The organism is Caulobacter sp. LARHSG274 (assembly GCF_052871235.1).
Genome location: NZ_JBIXJO010000016.1, coordinates 38989 through 60704, shown reverse-complemented (window position 1 = coordinate 60704; position 21716 = coordinate 38989). Strand labels below are relative to the sequence as shown.

Annotated in this window: 10 protein-coding genes and 1 pseudogene; 6 read left to right on the top strand and 5 right to left on the bottom strand. The window is 67.3% G+C overall.

The features are described from left to right. Window positions 1-193: 193 nt before the first annotated feature. The 4 genes and pseudogenes from ACIPQB_RS20265 to ACIPQB_RS20250 form a co-directional block, all read left to right on the top strand. Window positions 194-3265 carry a TonB-dependent receptor gene (locus ACIPQB_RS20265; protein WP_446487061.1) on the top strand — a complete coding sequence of 1024 codons (3072 nt, stop codon included), beginning with the start codon at window positions 194-196 and terminating at the stop codon, window positions 3263-3265. A gap of 130 nt (window positions 3266-3395) precedes the next feature. Further along, window positions 3396-5951 carry a GH92 family glycosyl hydrolase gene (locus ACIPQB_RS20260; RefSeq protein WP_446487060.1) on the top strand — a complete coding sequence of 852 codons (2556 nt, stop codon included), beginning with the start codon at window positions 3396-3398 and terminating at the stop codon, window positions 5949-5951. A gap of 25 nt (window positions 5952-5976) precedes the next feature. Then, complete coding sequence (locus ACIPQB_RS20255) at window positions 5977-7251, top strand: histidine-type phosphatase (RefSeq protein ID WP_446487059.1); 1275 nt, start codon at window positions 5977-5979, stop codon at window positions 7249-7251. A 149-nt stretch (window positions 7252-7400) separates the two neighbouring features. Further along, window positions 7401-9833: pseudogene (locus ACIPQB_RS20250) on the top strand (glycosyl hydrolase 115 family protein); the annotation flags it as partial. Window positions 9834-9850: 17 nt separating this feature from the next. On the opposite strand, the gene ACIPQB_RS20245 reads toward ACIPQB_RS20250, so the two are convergent. From ACIPQB_RS20245 to ACIPQB_RS20225, 5 genes are all read right to left on the bottom strand, one after another. Next, window positions 9851-11482 (bottom strand): alkaline phosphatase D family protein, encoded by a 1632-nt coding sequence (locus tag ACIPQB_RS20245; protein ID WP_446487058.1) that lies wholly within the window; start codon window positions 11480-11482, stop codon window positions 9851-9853. 215 nt (window positions 11483-11697) lie between these two features. Then, on the bottom strand, window positions 11698-14841 hold the full coding sequence (locus tag ACIPQB_RS20240) for a TonB-dependent receptor domain-containing protein (protein WP_446487057.1): 3144 nt from the start codon (window positions 14839-14841) through the stop codon (window positions 11698-11700). Window positions 14842-14934: 93 nt separating this feature from the next. Further along, entirely contained in the window at window positions 14935-15960 is a 1026-nt protein-coding gene (locus ACIPQB_RS20235) for a FecR family protein (protein WP_446487056.1), read from the bottom strand. Next, window positions 15929-16531: an RNA polymerase sigma factor gene (locus ACIPQB_RS20230; RefSeq protein WP_446487055.1), complete on the bottom strand. Its 603-nt coding sequence runs from the start codon at window positions 16529-16531 to the stop codon at window positions 15929-15931. The genes ACIPQB_RS20235 and ACIPQB_RS20230 overlap by 32 nt, the downstream gene beginning before the upstream one ends. A 117-nt stretch (window positions 16532-16648) precedes the next feature. After that, window positions 16649-17407 carry a DeoR/GlpR family DNA-binding transcription regulator gene (locus ACIPQB_RS20225; RefSeq protein ID WP_446487054.1) on the bottom strand — a complete coding sequence of 253 codons (759 nt, stop codon included), beginning with the start codon at window positions 17405-17407 and terminating at the stop codon, window positions 16649-16651. Between the two features lie 164 nt (window positions 17408-17571). Here ACIPQB_RS20225 and ACIPQB_RS20220 point away from each other — a divergent pair, with 164 nt between their 5' ends. Together ACIPQB_RS20220 and ACIPQB_RS20215 are read left to right on the top strand one after the other, a co-directional pair. After that, window positions 17572-20388 carry a TonB-dependent receptor gene (locus ACIPQB_RS20220; protein ID WP_446487053.1) on the top strand — a complete coding sequence of 939 codons (2817 nt, stop codon included), beginning with the start codon at window positions 17572-17574 and terminating at the stop codon, window positions 20386-20388. An 81-nt stretch (window positions 20389-20469) separates the two neighbouring features. Further along, complete coding sequence (locus ACIPQB_RS20215; RefSeq protein WP_446487052.1) at window positions 20470-21705, top strand: histidine-type phosphatase; 1236 nt, start codon at window positions 20470-20472, stop codon at window positions 21703-21705. The last annotated feature ends 11 nt before the right edge of the window (window positions 21706-21716 follow it).

The window sequence follows — 21716 nt, the reverse complement described above, 5'->3', positions numbered from 1 at the left end:
AACTTCATTAAAATAGCCATGTAAATCAATATGTTATGGACATCAGTTGCAAAACTGCACCACAAATTCTCCGTTACCGGTAACATCGCCAAGGCAAATTGAAGGCCTTCATGTGACCTGTTATCGCTAAAGAGGTCAGGCCAATAAGTCGTCATCGAAGGCGGCGAGTCAGAATTATGAAGGAGGGAATAATTTGAACCCGAAAATCCGCGCGACGCGCGCCCTGAAGATCGCGCTCTTGTCAGCCACGATCATCGGCGGTCTGCCGGCGGTCGCCGCAGCTCAGGACGCCGCCGCATCGGCCGCCTCCGCCGCGCCCGTCGCGGATGCGATCGACACCGTCATCGTCACCGGCTTCAAGAAAAGCTACGCCGATGCGGTCCGCACCAAGAAGAACACCATCGAGATCACCGACGGCATTTCGTCGGACGGCCTGGGCCGTTTCCCCGACCTGAACGTCGGTGAGGCGCTGCAACGCATCCCGGGCGTGCAGATCAATCGCGAGGCCGAGGGTCGCGACGCCACCATCAACCTGCGCGGCATGCCGGGCGAGTACGCCCGCACCACGCTGAACGGCCAGTCCTTCGCCTATCCGCCGCTATTGCGCGACAACCAGGGCACGCCGCTGGGCGCGTTCAACTCCGACATCTTCTCGGCCTTCGTGATCCAGAAGTCGCCGATGGCCAGCACCGTGTCCGGGGGCCTCAGCGGCAATGTCGACATGCAGATCGCCCCGGCGCTGTCGCGCAAGGACGGCGGCTTCCTGAAGGCCGCTTACGAGCACAACACCCTGGGCGACCTGAACGCCCCGGCCGCCACCGTCGGCTACAACAAGCACCTGACCGACGACTTCGCCGTGTTCGGGACGATCGCCTACAAGAAGGAAAACTTCCGCCGCGATACGGTCCGCCTCAACAGCTACGACTATCTGACCTCGGCGATGACTGGCCTCTCGCCCAGCCAGTTCAACAGCACCTACGGCCAGTATTTCTCGCCGACCGCGTGCCCCACCAGCGCGACCTCGTACTGCCGCTCGCTGGGCCAGGCCCTGGGCCTGTCGCAGGCGGCGGCGACGCCGTTCGTCACCAGCAACACCGGTTCGACCAGCACCAACGGCGTCTGGGCCAACAGCCAGATCCGCCAGTACACCCGCATGAACGTCGGCAAGGTCTGGTCAGGCTCGGCGGGCGTCGAATGGAAGCCGAACGACAACACCAAGATCGGCCTGATCGGCTTCTCGACCGACCGCAACCTGCCCGACACGACCCAGTACTTCCTGATCAACACCGTCCTGCCGTCCTCGACGGCCGGCGCCGGCACGGTGATCACCCCGAGCGGCACGCCGATCAAGACCAATGACGGCCGCTATCTGTACGAAAACTACTCGTTCAACAACATGAACGCGCTTTCCTCGACCCGCCTCTATTCGCAGCACCAGAAGTCGAAAGGGCTGATCGGCAATATCGACTGGAGCAATGACGACTGGCGGCTGGCCGGTGTTCTGAACCTGTCGTCGGGCGCCAACTCGTCGGTCGAGACCGAGGTCGACGTCGCCAACTACACCCGGGCCGGCGGCAACGGCATCTCGGGGGCGCTGACCACCGGCCTGGGCGACATCGGCGCTTTCAGCTACACGACCACCCCTTCGCCGCAGAACTCGATCACCAACGGCCAGACCTGGACCTGGGGCGGCCGCAACGACCCGACGGCGTTCTACAACAACGGCACCAAGGCCAACTCGACCAACCAGATCCAGATCCAGGGCACCGAGAGCTTCGCCAAGACCGACCAGAGCAGCGCCGCCTTCGATGTCGAGCGCTTCGTCAAGTTCGGCCCGATCAACAGCCTCCAGGCCGGCGTGCGCCTCGAGCGCGAGAAGTATGTGTCGACCGGCTACCGGATCTACGCCTACGGCGCCCAGATGGACAAGGTCACCTCAAGCATGATGGTCACGGCGCCGTTCGTCGATGACTTCATGGGCGGCACGGCCGGCGACTACAATCGCAACTGGCAGGTGCTGAACATCCACCAGTTCCTGGACGCTGTCCGTCCGGTTGCGGTCTATCCGGGCGGCGGCCTGTCGAGCCAGGGCTTCAACGTCCAGTACGCCGACAGCAGCTATTACGACAAGAACTTCACCAACGAGAACGACGTCAATCAGTTCTATATCCAGGCGAAGTACGACACTCAGATCTTCGGTCACGGCGTGCGCGGCAACTTCGGCGGCCGCTACGAAGACACCGACAACACCATCACGACCCTGGACCGCACCACGCCGCCGACCGACTCGATCGGCTCGCCCACGGCGTTCAAGACCGACGAGTACAAGAACAAATACCACTACTTCCTGCCGTCGGCGATCTTCGTGGCCGACGTCACCGACGACCTGATCCTGCGCGGCGCCTACTATAAGACCTATGTCCGCCCCCACCCGCGCCAGTATTCGCCGTCGACCAAGGTCAGCCCGGCTGCGATCTTCAACAGCAGTCTGAGCTCGGGTTCGACCAGCGTCTATGACGTCTCGGTCGCCATCGGCAACAACAGCCTCAAGCCGTATCTGGCCGAGTCGTTCGACCTGTCGCTGGAGTGGTACAACCGTCCCAACGGCCTGATCTCGCTGGCCTATTTCCATAAGAAGATCACCGACCGCATCGCCGCGACCACCGATCCGTCGATCATCTGCCCGTCGGACGGCTCGACCTGGGGCTTCGGCGCCCTGTCGTGGGACGGCACCTACTGCAACGCCACCAGCCTGAGCAGCGGCGCCACCCAGGTGCACGTCAACGCCACCGGCTTCTACAACCTCGACAAGCCAACCACAGTCGAGGGCGTCGAGTTCAACATCCAGCAGAACCTCGACTTCCTGCCGGGCTTCTGGAAGAACTTCGGCGGCAGCTTCAACTACGCCTACACGACCTCCAAGAGCCCGGCGATCGCCCCGTTCCCCGGCATCTCCAAGCACAATGTCAACGTCATCGGCTATTACGAGACGCCGAAGTACGGCGTGCGCATGGTCTACAACTACCGTTCCGACTACCCGCTGAACGCCAACGGCACCTATACCGGCGGCGCCCGTTCGGTGAAGCCGCGCGGCCAGCTGGACCTGTCGGCGTCTTACAACGTCAACGATCAGCTTTCGCTGTCGCTGGACGCCTATAACCTGACCGACTCCAAGCGTTTCGAATACGAGAACGACACCAAGGTCTCGCGTTGGGTCGACTACGATGGCCGCACCTACACGTTGACGGCGCGCGCCACCTTCTGATCTTCACGTCTCCCGTGAAGCCCCGGATAGCCGGCCCATGCGTGGGCCGGCTATCCTTTCTCCCTGTAAAGAAGACCGAGGGGGCGCCGGTCGTTTCCGCCCTCGGACGCGTGACTGGAAGGACGTTGCCATGCCGGGACTTCGTGCGAAGCTGTCGCCCCTGGTCGTTCTGATCGCCTTGGCCGCCTTCACGGCCGCCAAGGCCGCGCCCGACCGGCCGCTCTACAAGCTTCCCGCGCTCACCGTCGGCCTCGGCAACGACAACGAGGGCGACACGATCCCCGGTCCCGCGCGTCCCAACGGATCCATCCATCCCTCGCCCGAAACCCCCAACCCCAGCAACGCCGGCTATAACGCCGCCGAGCCGATCAGCGGCTTCGCCCAGTTGCATTCGCAAGGCTCGGGCGGCGTCACCACCTACGGCACGTTCCTGTTGTCTCCCCAGGTCGGCCAGGCCGCCTTCGACGAGGCGGCCCATCTGTCGCCCAAGGCCGAGGAGGTCCTGGCCGCCGACGCCTATTCCGTCCGCCTGACGCGCTACGACACCCGGGTCGAGGTCACGCCGGCGCACTATGCGGCGATCTACCGCCTGAGCTATCCGACCACCGACCAGGCGCAGCTGGTCTTCGACGTCACGCGCAAGGTCGGCGGCCTGGTCGCCTCCGACCAGGCGGACGTGAAGCTCTATCCCGAGGCCGGCAAGATCGTCGGCCACGTCAAGGCCAAGGGTTACTGGAACCCGGCCCTGATCGACATCTGGTTCGTCGCCAAGTTCGACCAGAAGCCCACGGCCTGGGGCGTCTTCGACAAGCAGGACCGCCTGTCCGGCGCCGTCGAGGGCAAGACTGGGCGCGATGAGCGGCTGGGCGCCTGGCAGACCTTCAAGACCACGGCCGACAAGCCGCTGCTGGTCAAGATCGCCGTGTCCTTCACCAGCGCCGAGACGGCCGAGGCCTTGCTGGATCGCGAAATCCCGGACTGGAGCTTCGACCGCGTGCGCCAGGACACGCAGGCCGCCTGGAACGATCGGTTGGACGAGATCGAGGTGTGGGGCCTGTCCGAAGCCCAGACCCGGCGGTTCTACACCGCCCTCTATCACGCCTCGATCCAGCCGCGAGACCGCACGCTGGATCAGCCGGCCAAGGAACTTGGCCGCCCCAACTGGGATGACCACTATACCCTGTGGGACACCTACCGGACCCTGTTCCCGCTGATGTCGGTGCTGCGGCCCGGCGACTACACGGCCAATCTCAATTCGCTGATCCACACCTTCGACAAGTTCGGCGCCGCCGACACCGCCATCATCGGCGGCCAGAACTATCATGTCGGCCAGGGCGGGGACGAGGTCGACAACGTGCTGGGCGAGGCGCTGCTGCGCGGCGCCAAGGGCGTGGACTGGAACGACGCCTGGCGGGTGACCCATTTCAACGCCTTCGAGCGCCGTCGGCCCCGCTATCTCAAGGCCGGCTATTTCGGCGTCGGCGACCTCAGCCCGGAACCAAACAACCAGCGCGCCAAGTCGGGCTCGTCGACGCCGAGCTTCGCGCTCAACGACTATTTCGCCGCCCAGGTCGCCCGGCGCGCCGGCCATGCCGAAGAAGCCGAGCTTCTGCTCAAGCGATCGCAGAACTGGCGCAAGGTCTGGAACCCCGACGCCGAGAGCGACGGCTTCAAGGGCTTCGTGATGCCCCGCTATCCCGATGGCCGCTTCCAGGACATCGACCCCAAGATCGGCTGGGACGGCAAGGTCCACAACAATGTCGGCTTCTACGAGGGCACCGCATGGATCTATTCCTACGACGTGCTGCAGGACCTGGACGGCCTGGTCGAGGCGATGGGCGGCCGCGTCCGGTTCAATGAGCGCCTCAACCACGCCCTCGACGCCGGACTGATCGACATCACCAACGAGCCGTCCTTCTCGACCCCGTGGCTGTTCCACAATCTGGGCCGCGCGGACCTGTCGTCCTACTGGGCGGGGCAGGTGTTCAAGCACTTCACCGACACCGCCTATCCGGGCGACGAGGACGCCGGCGCCATGAGCTCCAACTATGTCTTCAACCGCCTGGGTCTGTTCCCGAAACTGGGCGGCGACCTCTTCTACCTGCACGGCCCGCGTCACCCCCGCAGCCTGATCCATCTGGAAGGCGGCAAGAGGCTGGAGATCCTCGCCGCCAACGCGGGGGCGGACCACCCGTACATCGCCGCCGCCAGCTTCAACGGAAAGCCGCTGCCTACGCCCTTCGTCTCCCAGGCGCAGCTGCTGGCGGGCGGGCTGCTGAGCTTCGTGATGAGCGGCAAGCCGGGCCAGTGGGCCTATGACGGCGCGGTGCTCGCGGTGGAAACCGACGCCCCCGCCCTGACCGACGGCAAGACCTCGACCGTCTGGACCGCCTCGGCCGGCCAGTCGGCGCAGTTCACCCGGCCGGCGCCGGCCTGCCTGAAGGCCTACACGGTGAGCGTCGGCGCGGGGCAGGCCGATCCGTCCGCCTGGCGCTTCAGCGGCTTCGACGGCCGGCGCTGGGTGACGCTGGACGAACGCCGCGACGAGCGCTTCGAGCACCGGCACGCCACCCGCACCTTCGCGCTCAAGGCCCGGGCCTATGCCCGCTATCGCTTGTCGCTCACTGCAGGCAAGTCTGTCGAGGTCGCCGAGGTGGAACTGATCGCCGGCCCGGCCTGCCGCTGATCCCGCGTCGTTCTGGAGTCGCATGATGCGTCTGTTCGTCCGCGCCGTCCTGACCGCGCTCGCGCTGCTGTCGGCGGGTTCCGCCTGCGCCGCGGCCCCGGGAGATCGGCTCGAAAAGGTCGTGATCCTCAGCCGACACGGCGTGCGAGCGGCGATGTCGAGCCCGGAACAGCTAGAACAGACCTCCGCCCGGCCCTGGCCGCGGTTCGCGGTTCCGCCGGGCCATCTCACCGCGCGCGGCGAGGCCTTGGCCGCCCAGATGGGCGGTTACTTCCGCCAGCTCTATGTCGCGGAGGGCCTGCTGGCGGCGGGCGATTGCGGCGCGACCGCCTACTGGGCCAACGTCACCCAGCGCACGATCGCCACGGCCAAGGCCGTGTCCCGGACCCTTTCGCCCGGCTGCACGGTGGCGGTGGGAACGGTGGGCGAGGGCCATGTCGATCCGATGTTCGAGCCGATCAAGGCCGGGTTGGTCGTCGCCGACGCCGATCTGGCCCGCGCGGCGGTCGCCGGTCGGGTCGGCGGCGACCTGGCGGCCTGGAGCGCCAGCCATCGCGACGGGGCCGAGCGCCTGGACGCGCTGCTGATGCAGTGTCCGGCCGGCCCCTGTCCGCCGGCGCCCGGCAAGCGGCGGATCTTCGACGCCAAGCCCGGCTTCGCCCAGAGCGAAGACCTGGTGTCGCTGTCCGGCCCCGAAGCCTTCGCCTCGGGCGTGACCGAGAGCCTGCTGATGGCCTGGGCCGACGGCCAGGACTTCGCGGCCCTGGGCTGGCGGGGACTGGACGAGGACGCCCTGACGCGGGTCTTCGCCCTGCATCAGGCGGAATTCGATCTCAGACTGCGGACGCCCTATGTCGCCAGAACCCTGGGCGGTCACCTGGCGCGACGGATCCTGGCCACGCTGGAAGCGGGCGCCGGACCGGAACGCGCCACGCCGGGCGAGGCGATCGGTCCGCCCGACGCCCGCATCGTCTTCGTGGTCGGCCATGACGGCACGCTGGCGGTGCTGGGCGGCCTGCTGCGGATCGAATGGGCCGTCGCCGGCTACCAGCCCAACCAGATCGGCCCCGGCGGCGCCCTGGTGTTCGAACGCTGGCGCCGGGCCGACGGCCTTCGCGTGATCCGGGCCCGCTTCACCAGCCAGAGCCTGAGCCAATTGCGCCAGGCGACGCGGTTGACGCCGGCGACGCCGCCGCTGTCCGCCCCGGTGTTCATTCCGGACTGCAGCCTGGCGGCCCCGGAATTCGACTGCCCCCTGGACCGGTTCGAGACCCTGGTGTCAAAAGCCTCGGAGCTGTGACCGGCGGCTTGGTCGTGCATGATCTCCACAACAAGACTCGCGTAGGGAGGGCCGAGCCCATGAACAGACTCAAGTCGATCTGGCGCGGCGTCCTGGCCCTCCTGCTGTGCCTGGGAGCCGCCCAGGCCGTTCAGGCAAAGGGGCGGGGCGAGACCGAGACGATCTTCGCCGACACGCTGGCCCGGGGCGGTTTCGTGCTCGTCGAGCCCGGCCGCGCGCCGACGATCGTCGTCGATCCCGCCGATGCGGCGGTCGTGCGCCACGCCGCCGACGACCTGGCGGCGGACATCCAGACCGTCACCTCGCAGCAGCCGGCCGTCTCGGCTGAGCCGGGCGGAAAGACCGCGATCCTGGTCGGCACCCTGGGCCACAGCAAGCTGATCGACCAACTGGTCGCGTCGAAGAAGGTCGACGTCTCGCGCCTGGCCGGCAGCTGGGAAAGCTTCGTGATCGCTTCGCTCAATCGCCCGCTCCCCGGCGTCGACAAGGCCCTGGTGGTGATCGGCAGCGACCGCCGCGGGACGGCGTTCGGCGTCTACGAGGTGGCGCAGGCGATGGGCGTCTCTCCCTGGGCGTGGTGGGCCGACGTCACGCCGCCGCATCGCGACCGGCTGTTCGTCCGCGCCGGCGTCCACCGCTTCGGCCCGCCGTCCGTCCGCTATCGCGGCGTCTTCGTCAATGACGAGGACTGGGGCCTCTATCCGTGGGCCGCAAAGACCTTCGATCCGGCCCGCGGCGACATCGGTCCCAAGACCTACCAGCGGATCTTCACCCTGCTGCTGCGCCTGAAGGCCAACACGCTGTGGCCCGCCATGCATCACACCACGGCGCCGTTCAATTCCGACCCGGCCAACGCCAAGCTGGCGGACGAGTACGGCATCGTCATGGGCTCGTCCCACGCCGAGGCCATGCTGCGCAACAATGTCGGCGAGTGGAAGGACGCGCCGGAGAAGTTCAACTATGCGACCAATCCGGACGGCGTGAAGGCCTATTGGGCGGAGCGCGCCAAGCTCAATGCGAGCTATGAGAGCCTGTGGACCGTCGGCATGCGCGGCATCCACGACACCGGCATGGTCGGCCCCAAGACCCTGCCGGAGAAGGTCGCCCTGCTGGACAAGATCATCGCCGACCAGCGGCAGATCCTCAGCCAGAACGTCTCGCCCGACCTGGCCAAGGTTCCGCAGATCTTCGTGCCCTACAAGGAGGTGCTGGAGATCTATCGGGCGGGGGTGAAGGTCCCGGACGACGTCACCATCGTCTGGCCCGACGACAATTTCGGCTATATCCGCCAGTTCGCCAGCCCCGAGGAGGCCGGCCGCGCGGGCGGATCGGGCGTCTACTACCACCTGTCCTATCTGGGTTATCCGCTGGCCTATCTGTGGCTCGGCACAACGCCGCCGGCGCTGGTGCAGGAGGAGATGGTCCACGCCTGGGACAAGGGCGCGCGCAATGTCTGGATCGCCAATGTCGGCGACATCAAGCCGGCCGAGATCGGCATGACCCACTTTCTGGACATGGCCTGGGACATCGACCGCTGGCGCGGCAAGACCCAGCGCCAGTACCTGGAAGACTGGAGCGGCCGCGCCTTCGGCCCCGCCCTGGCCGGCAAGGCGGCCGACCTGATGGACAGCTATTATCGCCTGAACTTCGAGCGCCGCCCCGAGCACCTCGAATGGCAGCCGCGCGCCGAGGGCCGCCATCTCAGCAGCTACACGCCCGACGAGGTCAATGACCGGCTTCGCAAGTTCCGCCAGCTGGTTGAGGCGACCAAGGCGACCGGGGCGTCGGTCCCGCCGCCGCTGGCCGACGCCTGGTTCGAGCTGGTCGAGTTCCCGATCCGGATCTCGGCCGCCGCCAACATGCGGTTCTTTGCGGCGGAGCGGTATAACGAGCTGATCGAAACTGATCCGGCGATGGCCCGCTCGGCCGGCGGCGCGGCCGTCGACGCCCAGGCCGAGATCTCCGCCCTGACGGATCGGTTCAACAACAAGGTCGCCGGCGGCAAGTGGCGCTGGCTGATGCCCGAGGAGCCGGCCGACAGCCAATGGCGCATCTATCGCGCTCGTTCCATCCCCTTGCCGGGCGGGGGCCTGACCGCCGATCCGGCCAAGTTCCTCGCCGTCGTCGACGGCTCTGCGCTCGCCGCCTCACCGGTGGTGGAGGCCGAGGCCTTCGCCGCCAACAGCGGCTGGCGTTTGGTCGAGGGTGTCGGGCGCGGGCGCGGCGTGATGCTGGCCGACGCGGCGGGGGCGAGCCTGACCCTGAACGTCGATGTGGGGACTGCGGAGGACCGTCGCGCGCAGCTGGGCGTGCTACCGATCTTCCCCGACGGCCAGGCGCGCGAGATCGAACTGGACGTCAGCATCGACGGCGCGGCGGCCGAGCGGGTCCGCCTGCCGCGCGCCGTCGGCTCGCCGGCCTGGGCGCAGGGCGTGCTGGACAATCAGCTGAAGGCCACGGCCGGTCCGACGCTCGCGCCGGGCCGCCATACGATCACCGTCGTCTCGCGCGTGGGCCGCGTCGCCGTTGATCAGGTCCGCCTGGTCGCGCCGGAGCAGATTCCGACGCATGAGAACCACTGAGGAGCGGTGCGCCGAACCTATCCGGCCAGGACCCTGCGCCCGCGTTCGACATGCAGGCGATGGGAGCCGGCAAGCTCGGTGTTGCGGGCCTTGATCGTCTGCATGAACCGCCATTCGCCGGTGACGCGCTGCGGGGTGATGTCGATCATCATGTAGCCGCGCTGGCTGGTGTCCGCCCACTTCAGCTCGGGATTGGCGGCGACGAAGCCCTGGGCGACGATCCGGGGATCGGCCGCGAAGTCGTTCTCGAGGCCATTCGAGGTGACGCTTTGGCCGGCGAACTCGACGCCGGCGGGGCGCCCATCTTCGCTCAACGCATAGGCCCAGGCGTTGTGGCTGTCGCCCGACAGCATGACGAGGTCGGCGTCGGCGGCCTGGGCCGATTTCAGCAGGCGCGAGCGGGCGGCGGGATAGCCGTCCCAGCGATCCATCCACATCGGCAGGCCCGCTCGAGCGGCGCGGATGTTGTTGCGGTAGCCGGCGGCCTTCTTCTCGGAGGTCTCGGGGCGCAGCCAGTCCACGGCGCCCTCGGGCATCATGGTGCGGCCGATGATCGTGCCCATGCCGATCAGCTGCCAGGCCCCGGCCTGGGCCTTCATCGAATGGGCCAGCCAGCTCTCCTGGGTCGTGCCCAGCATGGTGGCGGCGGGATCGCGCCAGACGCCGTCGCGGAACGCCCTGAGCGCGGCGTCGGGATCGGCGGCCATGAAGCTGGCGCCGATGTCGGCCGGCTTGGTGCGGGCCAGCAGCCGCGACTCCGTGCGGTAGAGGGTGGCCAGCGTCCCGATCGGATAGGCCTTCCACGGCTCCTCGGAGACCGGCATCCACTCGCGATAGGCCTGCATGGCGGCGGCGCGGCGGACGGTCCAGTCGCCCTCGGTGGCCGGCTGGTGGTTCTGCGCGCCGCCCTCCCAGCTGTCGTTGGCCGACTCGTGGTCGTCCCACAGGGCCACCATCGGGGCCATCTGGTGCAGGCGCTGCAGGTCTGGATCGGCGCGGTAGCTGGCGTAGCGCAGGCGGTAGTCGGCGATGGCCAGGATCTCGGTCGCCGGCAGCAGCTGTTCCTTGCGGCCCGGCGCCCAGTCGGCCTCACGGGTCGAGGCGACGCCGTATTCGTAGATGTAGTCGCCGGTGTGCAGCCACAGGTCCAGGTCGGTGCGCGCCGCCGCGTGGGCATAGGCGTTGAAGAAGCCCTGGGGCAGGTTCGAGCAGGAGAACACCGCCAGGCCGAAGCGGGCGACGGGTCCCACCGGCAGGCTCTTGGTGCGGCCGATCGGAGACTTGCTCCCGTCGGGCGCCACGAACCGGTACCAGTAGACGGTGCCCGGCTTCAGGCCATCGACCGTGATCTTGGCGGTCCAGTCGCGATAGGCGCCGGTGCGCACGACGCCGCCGGAGACCACCCTGGTGAACGCCGGGTCGAGCGCCACCTCGACCTCCAGGCGGACCGTGTCGTCGCCCGCGACCGGGACGTAGCGCGTCCACAGCAGCATGGAGTCCGGCCCGGGTTCGCCGCTGGCCACATTGTGGGTGAAGCCGGTCGCGCCGAGCATTCCGGCGGCGAGCGCGCGGCCCGCCGGAAGCACGAGGGCGCCCAGTCCGAGTCCGCCGCCCAGAACGACGCCGCGACGATCGATGTTCAGGACCACGACGGGCCTCCGCGATATGAAATTTTGAGGGAAAGCGGCCGCGGGGGGGGGCGCGGGGGGGGGCGGGCGGGGGGGGGGGGGGGGGGGGGGGGGGGGGGGGCGGGGGGCGCGCCGGCGGGGCGGGGGGTTGGTCGCGCCCGCGCGCCGCCCGGCGGCGCCGGGGCGCGGGGTGGGCGGGGGGGGGGGGGCGGCCCGCGCCCCCCCACGTCTCGGACCTAGAAAGTGCCCTTGACGCCGATGTTCCACATCGAGCCGTAGATGCTGTACTGCTGAACCCGGCTGCGAACGTTGGAATAGATGACGTCGGGCGCATTGAAGATGTTTCGGCCCGCCAGCATCACCTCGAACTGCTTGGAGATCTTGTAGCTGGCGCTGACGTTCCAGAGCTCGCGCGAGGCGTGGTAGAGGATGCCGTTGTTGGGCGTGGTCGGCGTGTTGCTCAGAGCGCTGGTGCGATACTTGCCTTGGGCGTTGCCGGTGAGCTGGAGATCGAGCTTGCCGTAGCTGTAGCGCAGGCCCCAGTTGGCCGCCGTCTTGGGCATGTTCACGCGCACGCCGTCGGGGTCGATCTTGGTGAGCGAGCCGCGCAGGCCCAGGCCGCGCAGCGCGCCCGGCAGGAAGGTCAGCTGCTGGTCGTATTCCAGCGTCAGGCCCCGGTTGATGCTGACGCCCGGCAGGTTCTGGGCGCTGCGGAAGGTGTAGCCGGCGTAGTCGCCCGGATTGTAGCCGACATCCTCCGGGTCGACCGTGATGCCGGTAACCTGCATGTCCTTCACCTCCAGCTGATAGGCGGACAGGCCGATGATCCCCGAGGGTTCCAGGAAGTACTGCAAGCCGGCGAAGTACTTGGTCGAGTGCTCGGGCTTCAGCAACGGATTCGGCACGGTGACGATCTGGTTGTTGTCGTCCACGGAGACCACGCCGCCGAGATTGCCGTAGTCGGGGCGCAGGATGGACTGGCTGAAAGCCAGTTGGCCGACCAGCTTCTTGCTGAAGTCGTACTTGGCCCCGCCGCTGAGGAACCAGTCGTCATATTCGCCGTGACGCGTGGTGTAGGCCCCGTTTTCGGCGACCCGGGCCTCCGTCTTGGTGTTCTCGTAGCGCAGGCCCAGGTCGAACTGCGCCTTGCCCACGCGGGGCTGGACCTCGAAATAGGCGGCGGCGATCTCCTCGCCGACCTTCTTGTTGTTGGCGAACTGGCGCTGCAAGTTGCCCACCGTGTCGGGCACGAAATACTCAGGGTGTTCCTTGTAGATGTCGTAGACGGCGTAGTTGCTGTCGGCGCGCCAGTTCTGGTCGTTCATGTTGCCGGCGTCGAAGCCGTGGATCTGGAACTGGTATTTCTGTGTCCACGGAATGAAGGCCTCGGGAGCCTTCTGGGTCAGGTCGCCGGTCGGGCCGACATACTGGAACTGCTTGTAGGACCCCTCGTTGGTCTTCCACACGTTGGTGCGCATGCCCGCCCCGGCCAGAACCTTGACCTGGACCGGTCCGACGTTGAGCCGCTGCTTCAGGTCCAGATAGGCGCTATACATCTGGTTGTTGGCGTTGGACTGCGACGTGCGGACGTTGTTGCCGATGTCGTCGTCGCGGTTAAAGTTCGAAGGAACGCTCCAGGAGCGGCCAGCGGTCTGTTTCAGCGTCCAGGCGTTGGAGTCTTCTGACGCGCGGTCCAGCGTGAAGCCGATGCGGGTCAGGTAACTATCCGTACGCTGAAAGAAGCCCTTGTCGTTGTCCCGGAAGTTGAACTCCGAACTGGAATAGCTGGTTCGCAGCACGGCCTCCGTGGTGTCGCCCCGGTATTCCAGCTTGGGGGCGAACAGCACCGAGGGGGTGCCGGCGTAGCGGTGCGAATACTGGGTGTGAAGCCGGGTGTTGGCGCCGTTCGGATTGACCACGATGTGGGTGGGCGTGGAGTCCGCCGTAGCCCGCGAGGTCGCCGTCGTGCCGAAGATCAGGAATGTGTACTGATTGAAGTATTCGACGTCGTAGAACGAGTAGGTGCTGCGCAGCGACAGGGCCAGCTTGTCGGTCAGCTTGTAGTCGACGCTCAGATTGGCGGCCTTGCGGGAGGTCAGCTTCGGACCCGGACGCCACATCACCTGGTAGGGAATGATCCGGCCGTTGGCGAGATAGGACCAGTCGGTCTGGATGCGGTCCTGCTGGACGTAGTTGGCGTTGTAGCTGGCGTTGAACGCGATCCCCAGGCGGCCGTCCAGGAACACGTCGGCATAGCCGATCTGGGCCGAGGGAAAGATGCGCGGGTGCTTCTTGTCGTCGGGGAAATAGGCCTTCGACAGGCCGGAGTCGGAGGTGCCGACGCCGCCGAGCTGGAAGCGCAGCAGGCGCTTGTTGCGCTGGAAGGCGTACTTGCTGCGCAGGTTGATGGCCCCGCCGGGGGAGTCGGCGTCCATGCTGGCCTGCAGCGTGTTGTTCAGCTCGATGGAGTCGACGCCGGTGATCGACATCTGCTCGAAGGAGTTCTGGCGGCCGTTGTTGTTGTTGGACGTGGCCGTGGCCATGCGGGCGCCATCGGTGGTGAAGGTCGAGTATTTCGGATCCAGCCCGCCGATGCGCACGGCCGTGGCGTCCACCTCGGTATAGTCGATCGAAATGCCGGGCATGTTCTTCATGAACTCGCCGACATCGCCCATGGTCAGGGCCCCGAAATTGTCGGCGGCGACGACGTTCTTGGCGTTGGTCGAGGCGCGGCGTTCCATGATGGCGCCGGCTTGGCCGTCGCGCTTGGCGGTGATCGTCACCGCCTCGACCTGGTCGAGACTGGACAGCGGGCTCAGCGCGACGTCCAGCGCCGCGACCTGGTTCGCGCCGACGGTGACGACCGCGGCGGAGTCCTGCAGGCCGGCATATTTGACCCTGACGGTGACCTCGCCGGCCGGCACGCCGGTGAGGCGAAAGTCGCCGCCGTCCTCGGAATAGGCGACGATGGTCGTGCCCTCGACGCGGATTTCGGCGTTGCGCACATATTCGCCGGTCGCGGTGTTGAGGACGCGGCCGCGCACGACCCCGGCGCCGACGACCGACCCCTCCTGGACGGTCGATCGCAAGGTGATGATCTGGCCGTCATCGGAGTCGATCCGCAGCGGCGTGCCGGCGATGAGCAGGCGCAGGGCGGCCCGGACGTCCATCCGGCCCTTGACCGCGGGCGTGCGAACGCCCTCCAGGTTCCGGGCCGAGGCCACGATCTGCACCTGGCCCTGGCGCGCGAGCTCGGGAATGGCGCGCACCGCGGGCTGGGCCGGAATGTCGAAGACACGCTCCTGCGCGCAGGCCGGCGCCGCGACCGCCAGGGCCACGACGGCGGCCCCACAGGAGAGGATGGAAGAACGAGAACGCATTGGCTGACAGCCCCCAAGATCGTCGCATCGATCGCGACGTTCACGGTTGAGAGGCGTCAGCCGGCGGCTTCCGCTAGCGGTAACAAAAACTTCTTATTGCGCGCCCGTGGCCCGAGGGGCGCTGCGGGTCAGGACGACCGCGTCGCCCTGCTGCTCGAGCCTGGCGTTGAACACATGGGCGACGGCGCGGCTGAAGCCGGCGGGGTCGTTGGCGGCGAACAGGCCGGTCACCGGCTCGCGCGCCAGGCCGGAATCCCGGATCTCGATCCGCGTGTCGCTGTAGCGCGCGAAGGCGTCCGCCGCCTGCTGCAGGGTTTCGCCCTCGAAGGCCAGCTTTCCCTCGCGCCAGGCCAGTTCGCGGGTGACCGCCTCCGGCGTCAGCGGCTGCGGACGCTCGGCGGCGGATCGGCCGTCGACGGCGTCGGGCAGGATCAGCCGCGTATTGGCCGGGAGCGCCAGGCCGTTGGTGGGAGCCATCGGACCGGAGGACGAAACCTCGACCTGTCCCTGACTGACCAGGACGTCGACCGGATCCCTGTCGAGCTTGCGCACCCGGAAGCCCGCCTGCGCCGTGCGCAGGCGTCGTCCGTTCACCGCGACGACGAAGGGACGCTTCTCGTCCCGCGCCACCGAGAAATAGGCCTCGCCCTGGAGCAGGGTCACCAGGCGCTGGCCCGCGTCGTACCTGACCCTGATGCTGCTCTGGGTGTTCAGGAGCACGGTGGAGCCGTCCTTCAGCGGGACCAGGCGGATTTCGCCCCGCTCGGTGCGGATCACCGCCCCGGCGGCGGGCAGGCCGATCGCCAGAGCCGTCAAGCCGGCGGCGGCCGCCGCGCCCCCGGTCCAGGCCAGCGCCTGGCGACGGGACAGGGGCGCAGGCCGCGGCCGCTTGGGCGCTGCGAAGGCGACCGGATCGAAGCCTGCCCCCAGCGCCTGGGCGGACTCGCTCATCATCGACAGCGCCTGGGCGCGCAGCAAAGCGCCCTTGCAGCGCGGATCGCCGGCCGCCCAGGCCTGGAAGGCGTCTTCTTCGTCGGGAGTCAGCAGCCCGCGATCCAGCCGCGCCGTCCAGTCGGACGCCGCCTGATCAATGTCTCGACTGGTTTCTGACTCGGCCATCTCGCGAGGCGATCTCCGCTTCCATATCCCTAGAGGTTTGGCGCCGCTTGTTTCCGCCACGACCGAACCAATCAATCAAGAAATGGATGCCTCGCGAAATGTGAGTCTCGACCGTATTCTCCGAAATGCGCATCCGCGCCGCGATCTCGCGCTGCGGCAGGCCCTCGACCCGGCGCAGGACGAAGGCCTCGCGGGTCTTGGCCGGCATGGCCGCGATCGCGTGGGCCAGTTGGCGCAGTTCATCGCGCTCGATCGCCTGCTGCTCGGGCGAGGCGGCGTCATCGGGATGTTCAAGCCGCTCAAGGTCGTCGACGCCATGGATCGGCACGATGCGCGCGCGCCGCACATGGCGCACGATGACCGAGCGCGCGACCTGGAACAGGTAGGCGCGCGGATGACGGATGGCCTCCACGCTCTCGAGTTCGGCCAGGATCGTATAGGCTTCCTGGATGATGTCGCCGGGGTCGACGCCCGGCAAGGCGCTGCGTGACAGCCAGCCGCGAAGCGCCGGCTCGTGCGGCAGGATGTTCCGCAGAAACCATCGCGTCCTTTGCCTGTCGACGCCGCTCATCCCCCACCCGCTGGCTGGAACCGTTGCCGCGGCGCGATCCGGTGTCGGGAATGACAGGACGGCGCCGCCTCAATTCGGGGCCCTGCCTAGACGCGAATTGTGACAGTCAGACCGGCCTCAGGGCGCGACCACGACCGTCGTGCGGCGGAAGAGCTCGGCATAGGGCGGTTCGAGCGGCTGGTCGGTGACCAGGATGTCGACGTCGTCCGGCTCGGCGGTGCGGATCAGGCCCAGGCGCCCGAACTTGCCGTGTTCGACGACCAGCAGCACCCGGTCGGCCCGGGCGTAGGCGATCTGGGCGATGGCCGCTTCACGCGCGTTTCGATCCATCAGGCCGTGATCGGCATGGATGGCGCCCACCGTCAGTATGGCCAGGTGCGGCGTGAACTGGGCGATGTAGGCCTGGGCCGTGTGGTCGGAGAACGCCTTGTAGTCGTAGTCCAGCTCGCCGCCGGCCAGGAACAGGGTGTTGCCGTTTCGCCCCCCCAGGGTCTGGGCCACCGTCAGGGCGTTGGTGATCACCGTCAGCTTCTGACGCCCGACCAGAGCCTGGGCGACGAAGCAGGCCGTGCTGCCCGCATCGATGAAGATCGTGTCGCCATCGCCGACGAAGCGGACCGCGGCCGCCGCGATGCGCTTTTTCACGTCGACATTTTCCTGCATGCGGCGCTCGAACGGGCCTTCCGGGGCCGGCGTGGCCAGGCTCACCGCGCCATGGGTGCGGACCACCGATCCGCTCTGTTCGAGCAGCTTCAGCTCCCGGCGCACGGTCTCTTCCGAGACGTTCAAGGCGCGCGCGATGTCGATGAGCGCGTGGCTCTCGCCCGGGCGGAGCATGTTCAGAATATCGCGTCGCCGGCTTTCGCGCTTGATCATCTGAGAGGCTCCCCACCGTTAAATTGCGGTATTGTTGTTGATATCATGTCCACATGACGCGGACCCAGGTTTTTTGTGTGGTAGTTTTGTGAATTTGAGTCGGTAATGTCACAGAACCGTGTTGCGCGCTGGCTATAGCGCGGATCGTTCTCAGGAGGGGGCAGATGCAACGATTTACCGATATCGACGCGGCTTCGGCGCGCGCGCACCGGGCTGGAACCCGAAAGCGCGCGCTGATGGCGGGGGTCATGGCGACGGCGGCCTTCGCGGCGGGGCAAGCCTGGGCGGCTGAACCGGCGGCCAAGGCCAGCGACGCAACGACCGTCGACTCCCTGATCATCGTCGCCAAGCGCAACGACGCCGCCAAGGCCCAGATGAACGCCCTGACGCCCGTCGCGGTGCTGTCGGCCGAGGATCTGGAGCACACCGCCGTCCACAACGTCGCCGAAGCCCTGGGCATGATGCCCAGCGTCAATGTGATGAACACCGGCTCGTCGTTCTTCGGCGGCATCGACGGCGCCTCGCGTGGCGAGGGCATGTTCGTGTCGATCCGCGGCCTGAACGCCGAGTTCAACGTCAACATGATCAACGGCGTGACCGTGGCCCAGGGCATGCCCTACAGCCGGCAGGTCCAGCTGAGCCTGCTGCCGCCGTCGGGCCTGCACACCATCCTGCTGAACAAAACCTCGACCGCCGACATGGACGGCGATGCGATCGGCGGCACGGTCGATTTCCGCACCCCCTCGGCCTTCGACTATCGCGACGACTTCCATGGGACGATCACCGCTTCTGGCCGGGTCGAGAGCCGGGCCCGCGACTATGGCGACAAGGGTCTGGGCGGCGGCCTCTCGGGCGAATGGACCCATAAGTTCGGCGTGAACGAGACCTTCGGCGTCTATACCAGCGCGTTCTACGACAAGCGCAACTACGCCAACAGCGAGATGGCCGGCGTCATGGCCGCCCGCAACGACGGCGGCTGGGGCTATCTGGTCAAGGACGCCGCCACGAACGGCAATAGCTATCCCGGTCTGGACCCCGAGCAGAACATCACCCAGACCGGCGTCAACTTCGGGGTCTCCAACGGCTACACCGCCCGTTGGGGCGGCAATTTCACCGTCGACTGGCGTCCGGACGACACGCTGGCCGTCTATCTGCGCGGCTCCTACGCTTCGGCCAAGACCCACCAGAACTCCACGCTCAGCCAGTATGTCAGCGCCAGCAAGAGCTATAAGGAGACCGTCGCCGGCACAGGGCGCTACAACCTCAGCGTTGACGCGATCTCGACCCGCGTCTGGTACGAAACCAATCCCGAAAAAGCCGATCTCGGCACCCTCCAGTTCGGCGCGGACAAGACCGTCGGCGCCTGGACCCTGTCGCCGCAGCTGTTCTACAGCGAGGGCGACAATGATCGCCCCAACCATATCGAGGCCTCGGCCCGCATCAACCAGAGCGACCATTTCAACCACGGCTCGAACCGGCCGCTGGGCGGCCTGTCGATCGGCTATACCGACGACCTGCCCCGGCCGCTGTTCACCCCCGACATCTATAACGACCTGAACAATTCCGCGTCGGCCCTGCTGGCGCGGCGCGCCGGCCAGCTGACCGAGCAGTTCAGCGGCCAGCAGAAATACGGCTTCAAGTTCGACGCCAAGCGGGTCTTCGAGGACGGCGCGCTGCAATGGATCAAGCTGGGCGGAAAATATGTCGACAGCCACCGCCGGGTCACCAACCGCGACTGGACCAACGACCATTTCGCCAACCTGATCGGCCAGGGCGGCCTGACCTGGGAGAGCCTGGGCCTGACCACCGGCTATTATGATCACATCTATCCGGGCGAGTACGACTGGCGGATTCCCAAGGTCAGCCAGGCCAAGCTGTTCGAGTACTTCTACAAGTACAAGACCGACGCCAGCTTCGACACCTGCGGCTCGCTCGCGGTCAACAACTACAACTGCAACACCCAGAAGGGCGACGAGGCGGTGGCCTCGCTCTACGCCATGGCCGACTACAAGTTCGGCGACGTCGAGATCATCCCCGGCCTGCGCTACGAGCACACCAAGATCGACAACACCTATTGGGTGATCCCGACCAAAAAGGGGGTCGAGGAGCCCGGCGACTGGGCTCAAAGCAACACCACCTATGACGAAATCCTGCCCAGCCTGTTCCTGACCTGGCGGCCCAACGGCGTGACGGTCTATCGCGGCTCGGTCTGGACCTCCTACACCCGCCCGGCCTTCATCCAGTTGGCCGGCGGCGAGCGTCGCCAGGTGAGCGACGACGGCAATGAAACGATCACCAAGGGCAATCCCGACCTGAAGCCGATCAAGGCGATCAATCTGGATCTGTCGGGCGAATGGAGCAACAGCCAGGGCGGCTACGCCATGGTCGGCGGCTTCTACAAGCACCTGTCGGACTATCTCTACGACAACGGCTCCAGCCCGGTGAACTCCGATACCCTGACTGATGGCAAGGTCACCACCATCCAGCCCACCAACGGCGGCGACGGCGACGTCTATGGCCTGGAGCTTCAGCTGCGGCAGAAGTTCTCGCAGCTGCCGGGCCTGCTCAGCGGCCTGGGAGCGGGGCTCAATGTCACCCGCCAGTGGACCAGCGTCGACCTGGGCGACGGCGTCGACAACCGCATCCAGAACGCGCCGGACTGGCTGGCCGACGCCCAGCTCTTCTACCAGAAGGGCGGTCTCAGCTTCGACGTGATCTACCACTACACTGGCGCCTATGTGTCCGACTACGACGTGCTGGACCAGCCGGGCGAGTGGGACAATCTCTGGGTTCGCCCCATGCGCAGCGTCGACCTGCATGTCGGCTATGCCTTCGACAACGGGGTGAAGCTGGACCTGTCGGTGGCCAACCTGCTGAAGGGCGAGAGCTACTGGTCGCACATCGGCGAGCACAGCCTGGCGCTTTCCGACGTGGTGGACTCGGGCCGGACCAGCCTGCTGACCCTGAAATACGCCTATTGATCTTGCGGATCCCGGCCGCTTGCGGCTGGGATCCGTGGCTCCGGCGCGGGCAGCGCGCTGACTCCACGACAGGCGCGCCTGATGAAGTCCATTCTTCCGATCCTCGCCGTGGCGGCGCTGCTGGCCCTGGGCGGCGGAGCCGAGGCCCAGACGCCGGCATCGCGCGGTCCGCTCAAGGTCGAGCGCACCGTGATGCTGTATCGCCACGGCATTCGCGCGCCCTTACCGGGCGAGGCGGCGGTCGACGCCTACGCCCATCCGCCCTGGCCGGTCTGGAGCACGCCGCCCAGCCTGCTGACGCCGCATGGCCGCGAGGCGGCGCGGCTGATGGGCGCCTATGATCTCCAGCGCCTGTCCAGCTTGGGGCTGACCGCCGCCCAGGGGTGTCCCGCGCCCGGCGCGATCGCGATCTGGACCAACAGCGCCCAGCGCACCATCGCCAGCGGCGAGGCCTTCGCCGACGGCTTCGCGCCTGGCTGCGGGCTGACCGTGGGTCACCAGCCGCTCGACACCGAGGACCCGCTGTTCCACCCGATCGAGGCCAAGGCGGTGGAGTTCAGCGGCGTCGACGCCGCCGCGGCGATCACGGCCGAGAACGGCGGTCCCGCCGCCCTGGTCGCCCCCTACGCCGGCAAGATCCGCGAAATGGAGCGTGTGCTGGGCTGCGACAGGGTGAAGCCCACCTGCGACATCGGCGCGGCCAGGAGCCGCCTGGCGGCGACCCCGACGGGCGACGGCCTGATCCTGGAGGGGCCGATCGCCATCCTCTCCGGCACGGCCCAGGTGTTCATGCTGCAATATGCCGAGGGCCTGCCCTTCGATCAGGTCGGCTGGGGGCGCGCCTCGCCGAAGACCTTGGAAGACGTCTCGCGCCTGCACGCCCTGCTGTTCGACGTCCATGCCCGGCCGCGATACATGGCCCGGCGCATCGGCGGGCCGATGGCCCGGCGGATCTCCGAGATCCTGGCCGCCAAGGACGCGCCCGCCGTGAACGTCTTCGTCGGGCACGACAACAACATCGCCGCCCTGGCCAGCCTGATCGGCGCCCATTTCAAGATGGACGGCTACGGCCAGGACGACCCGCCGATCGGCGGCGCCCTGGAGCTGCAGGTTCTGGTCGACCGCCAGGGACGCCGGTTCGTCGAGGCCTATTACGAGGCGCAGACGCCCGACCAGATGCGGCGGCTGGTTCCCCTGTCCCTCGCCAACCCGCCGGTCCGGCGCGCGCTCAAGCTGGCGTGTCATCCCGCGCCGGGGGAAAGGCTTTGCCGCCTGGACGCCTTTCTGGCCGAGCTGAAATCAGCGCTGATGAAGTAGAAGGCCGGCCA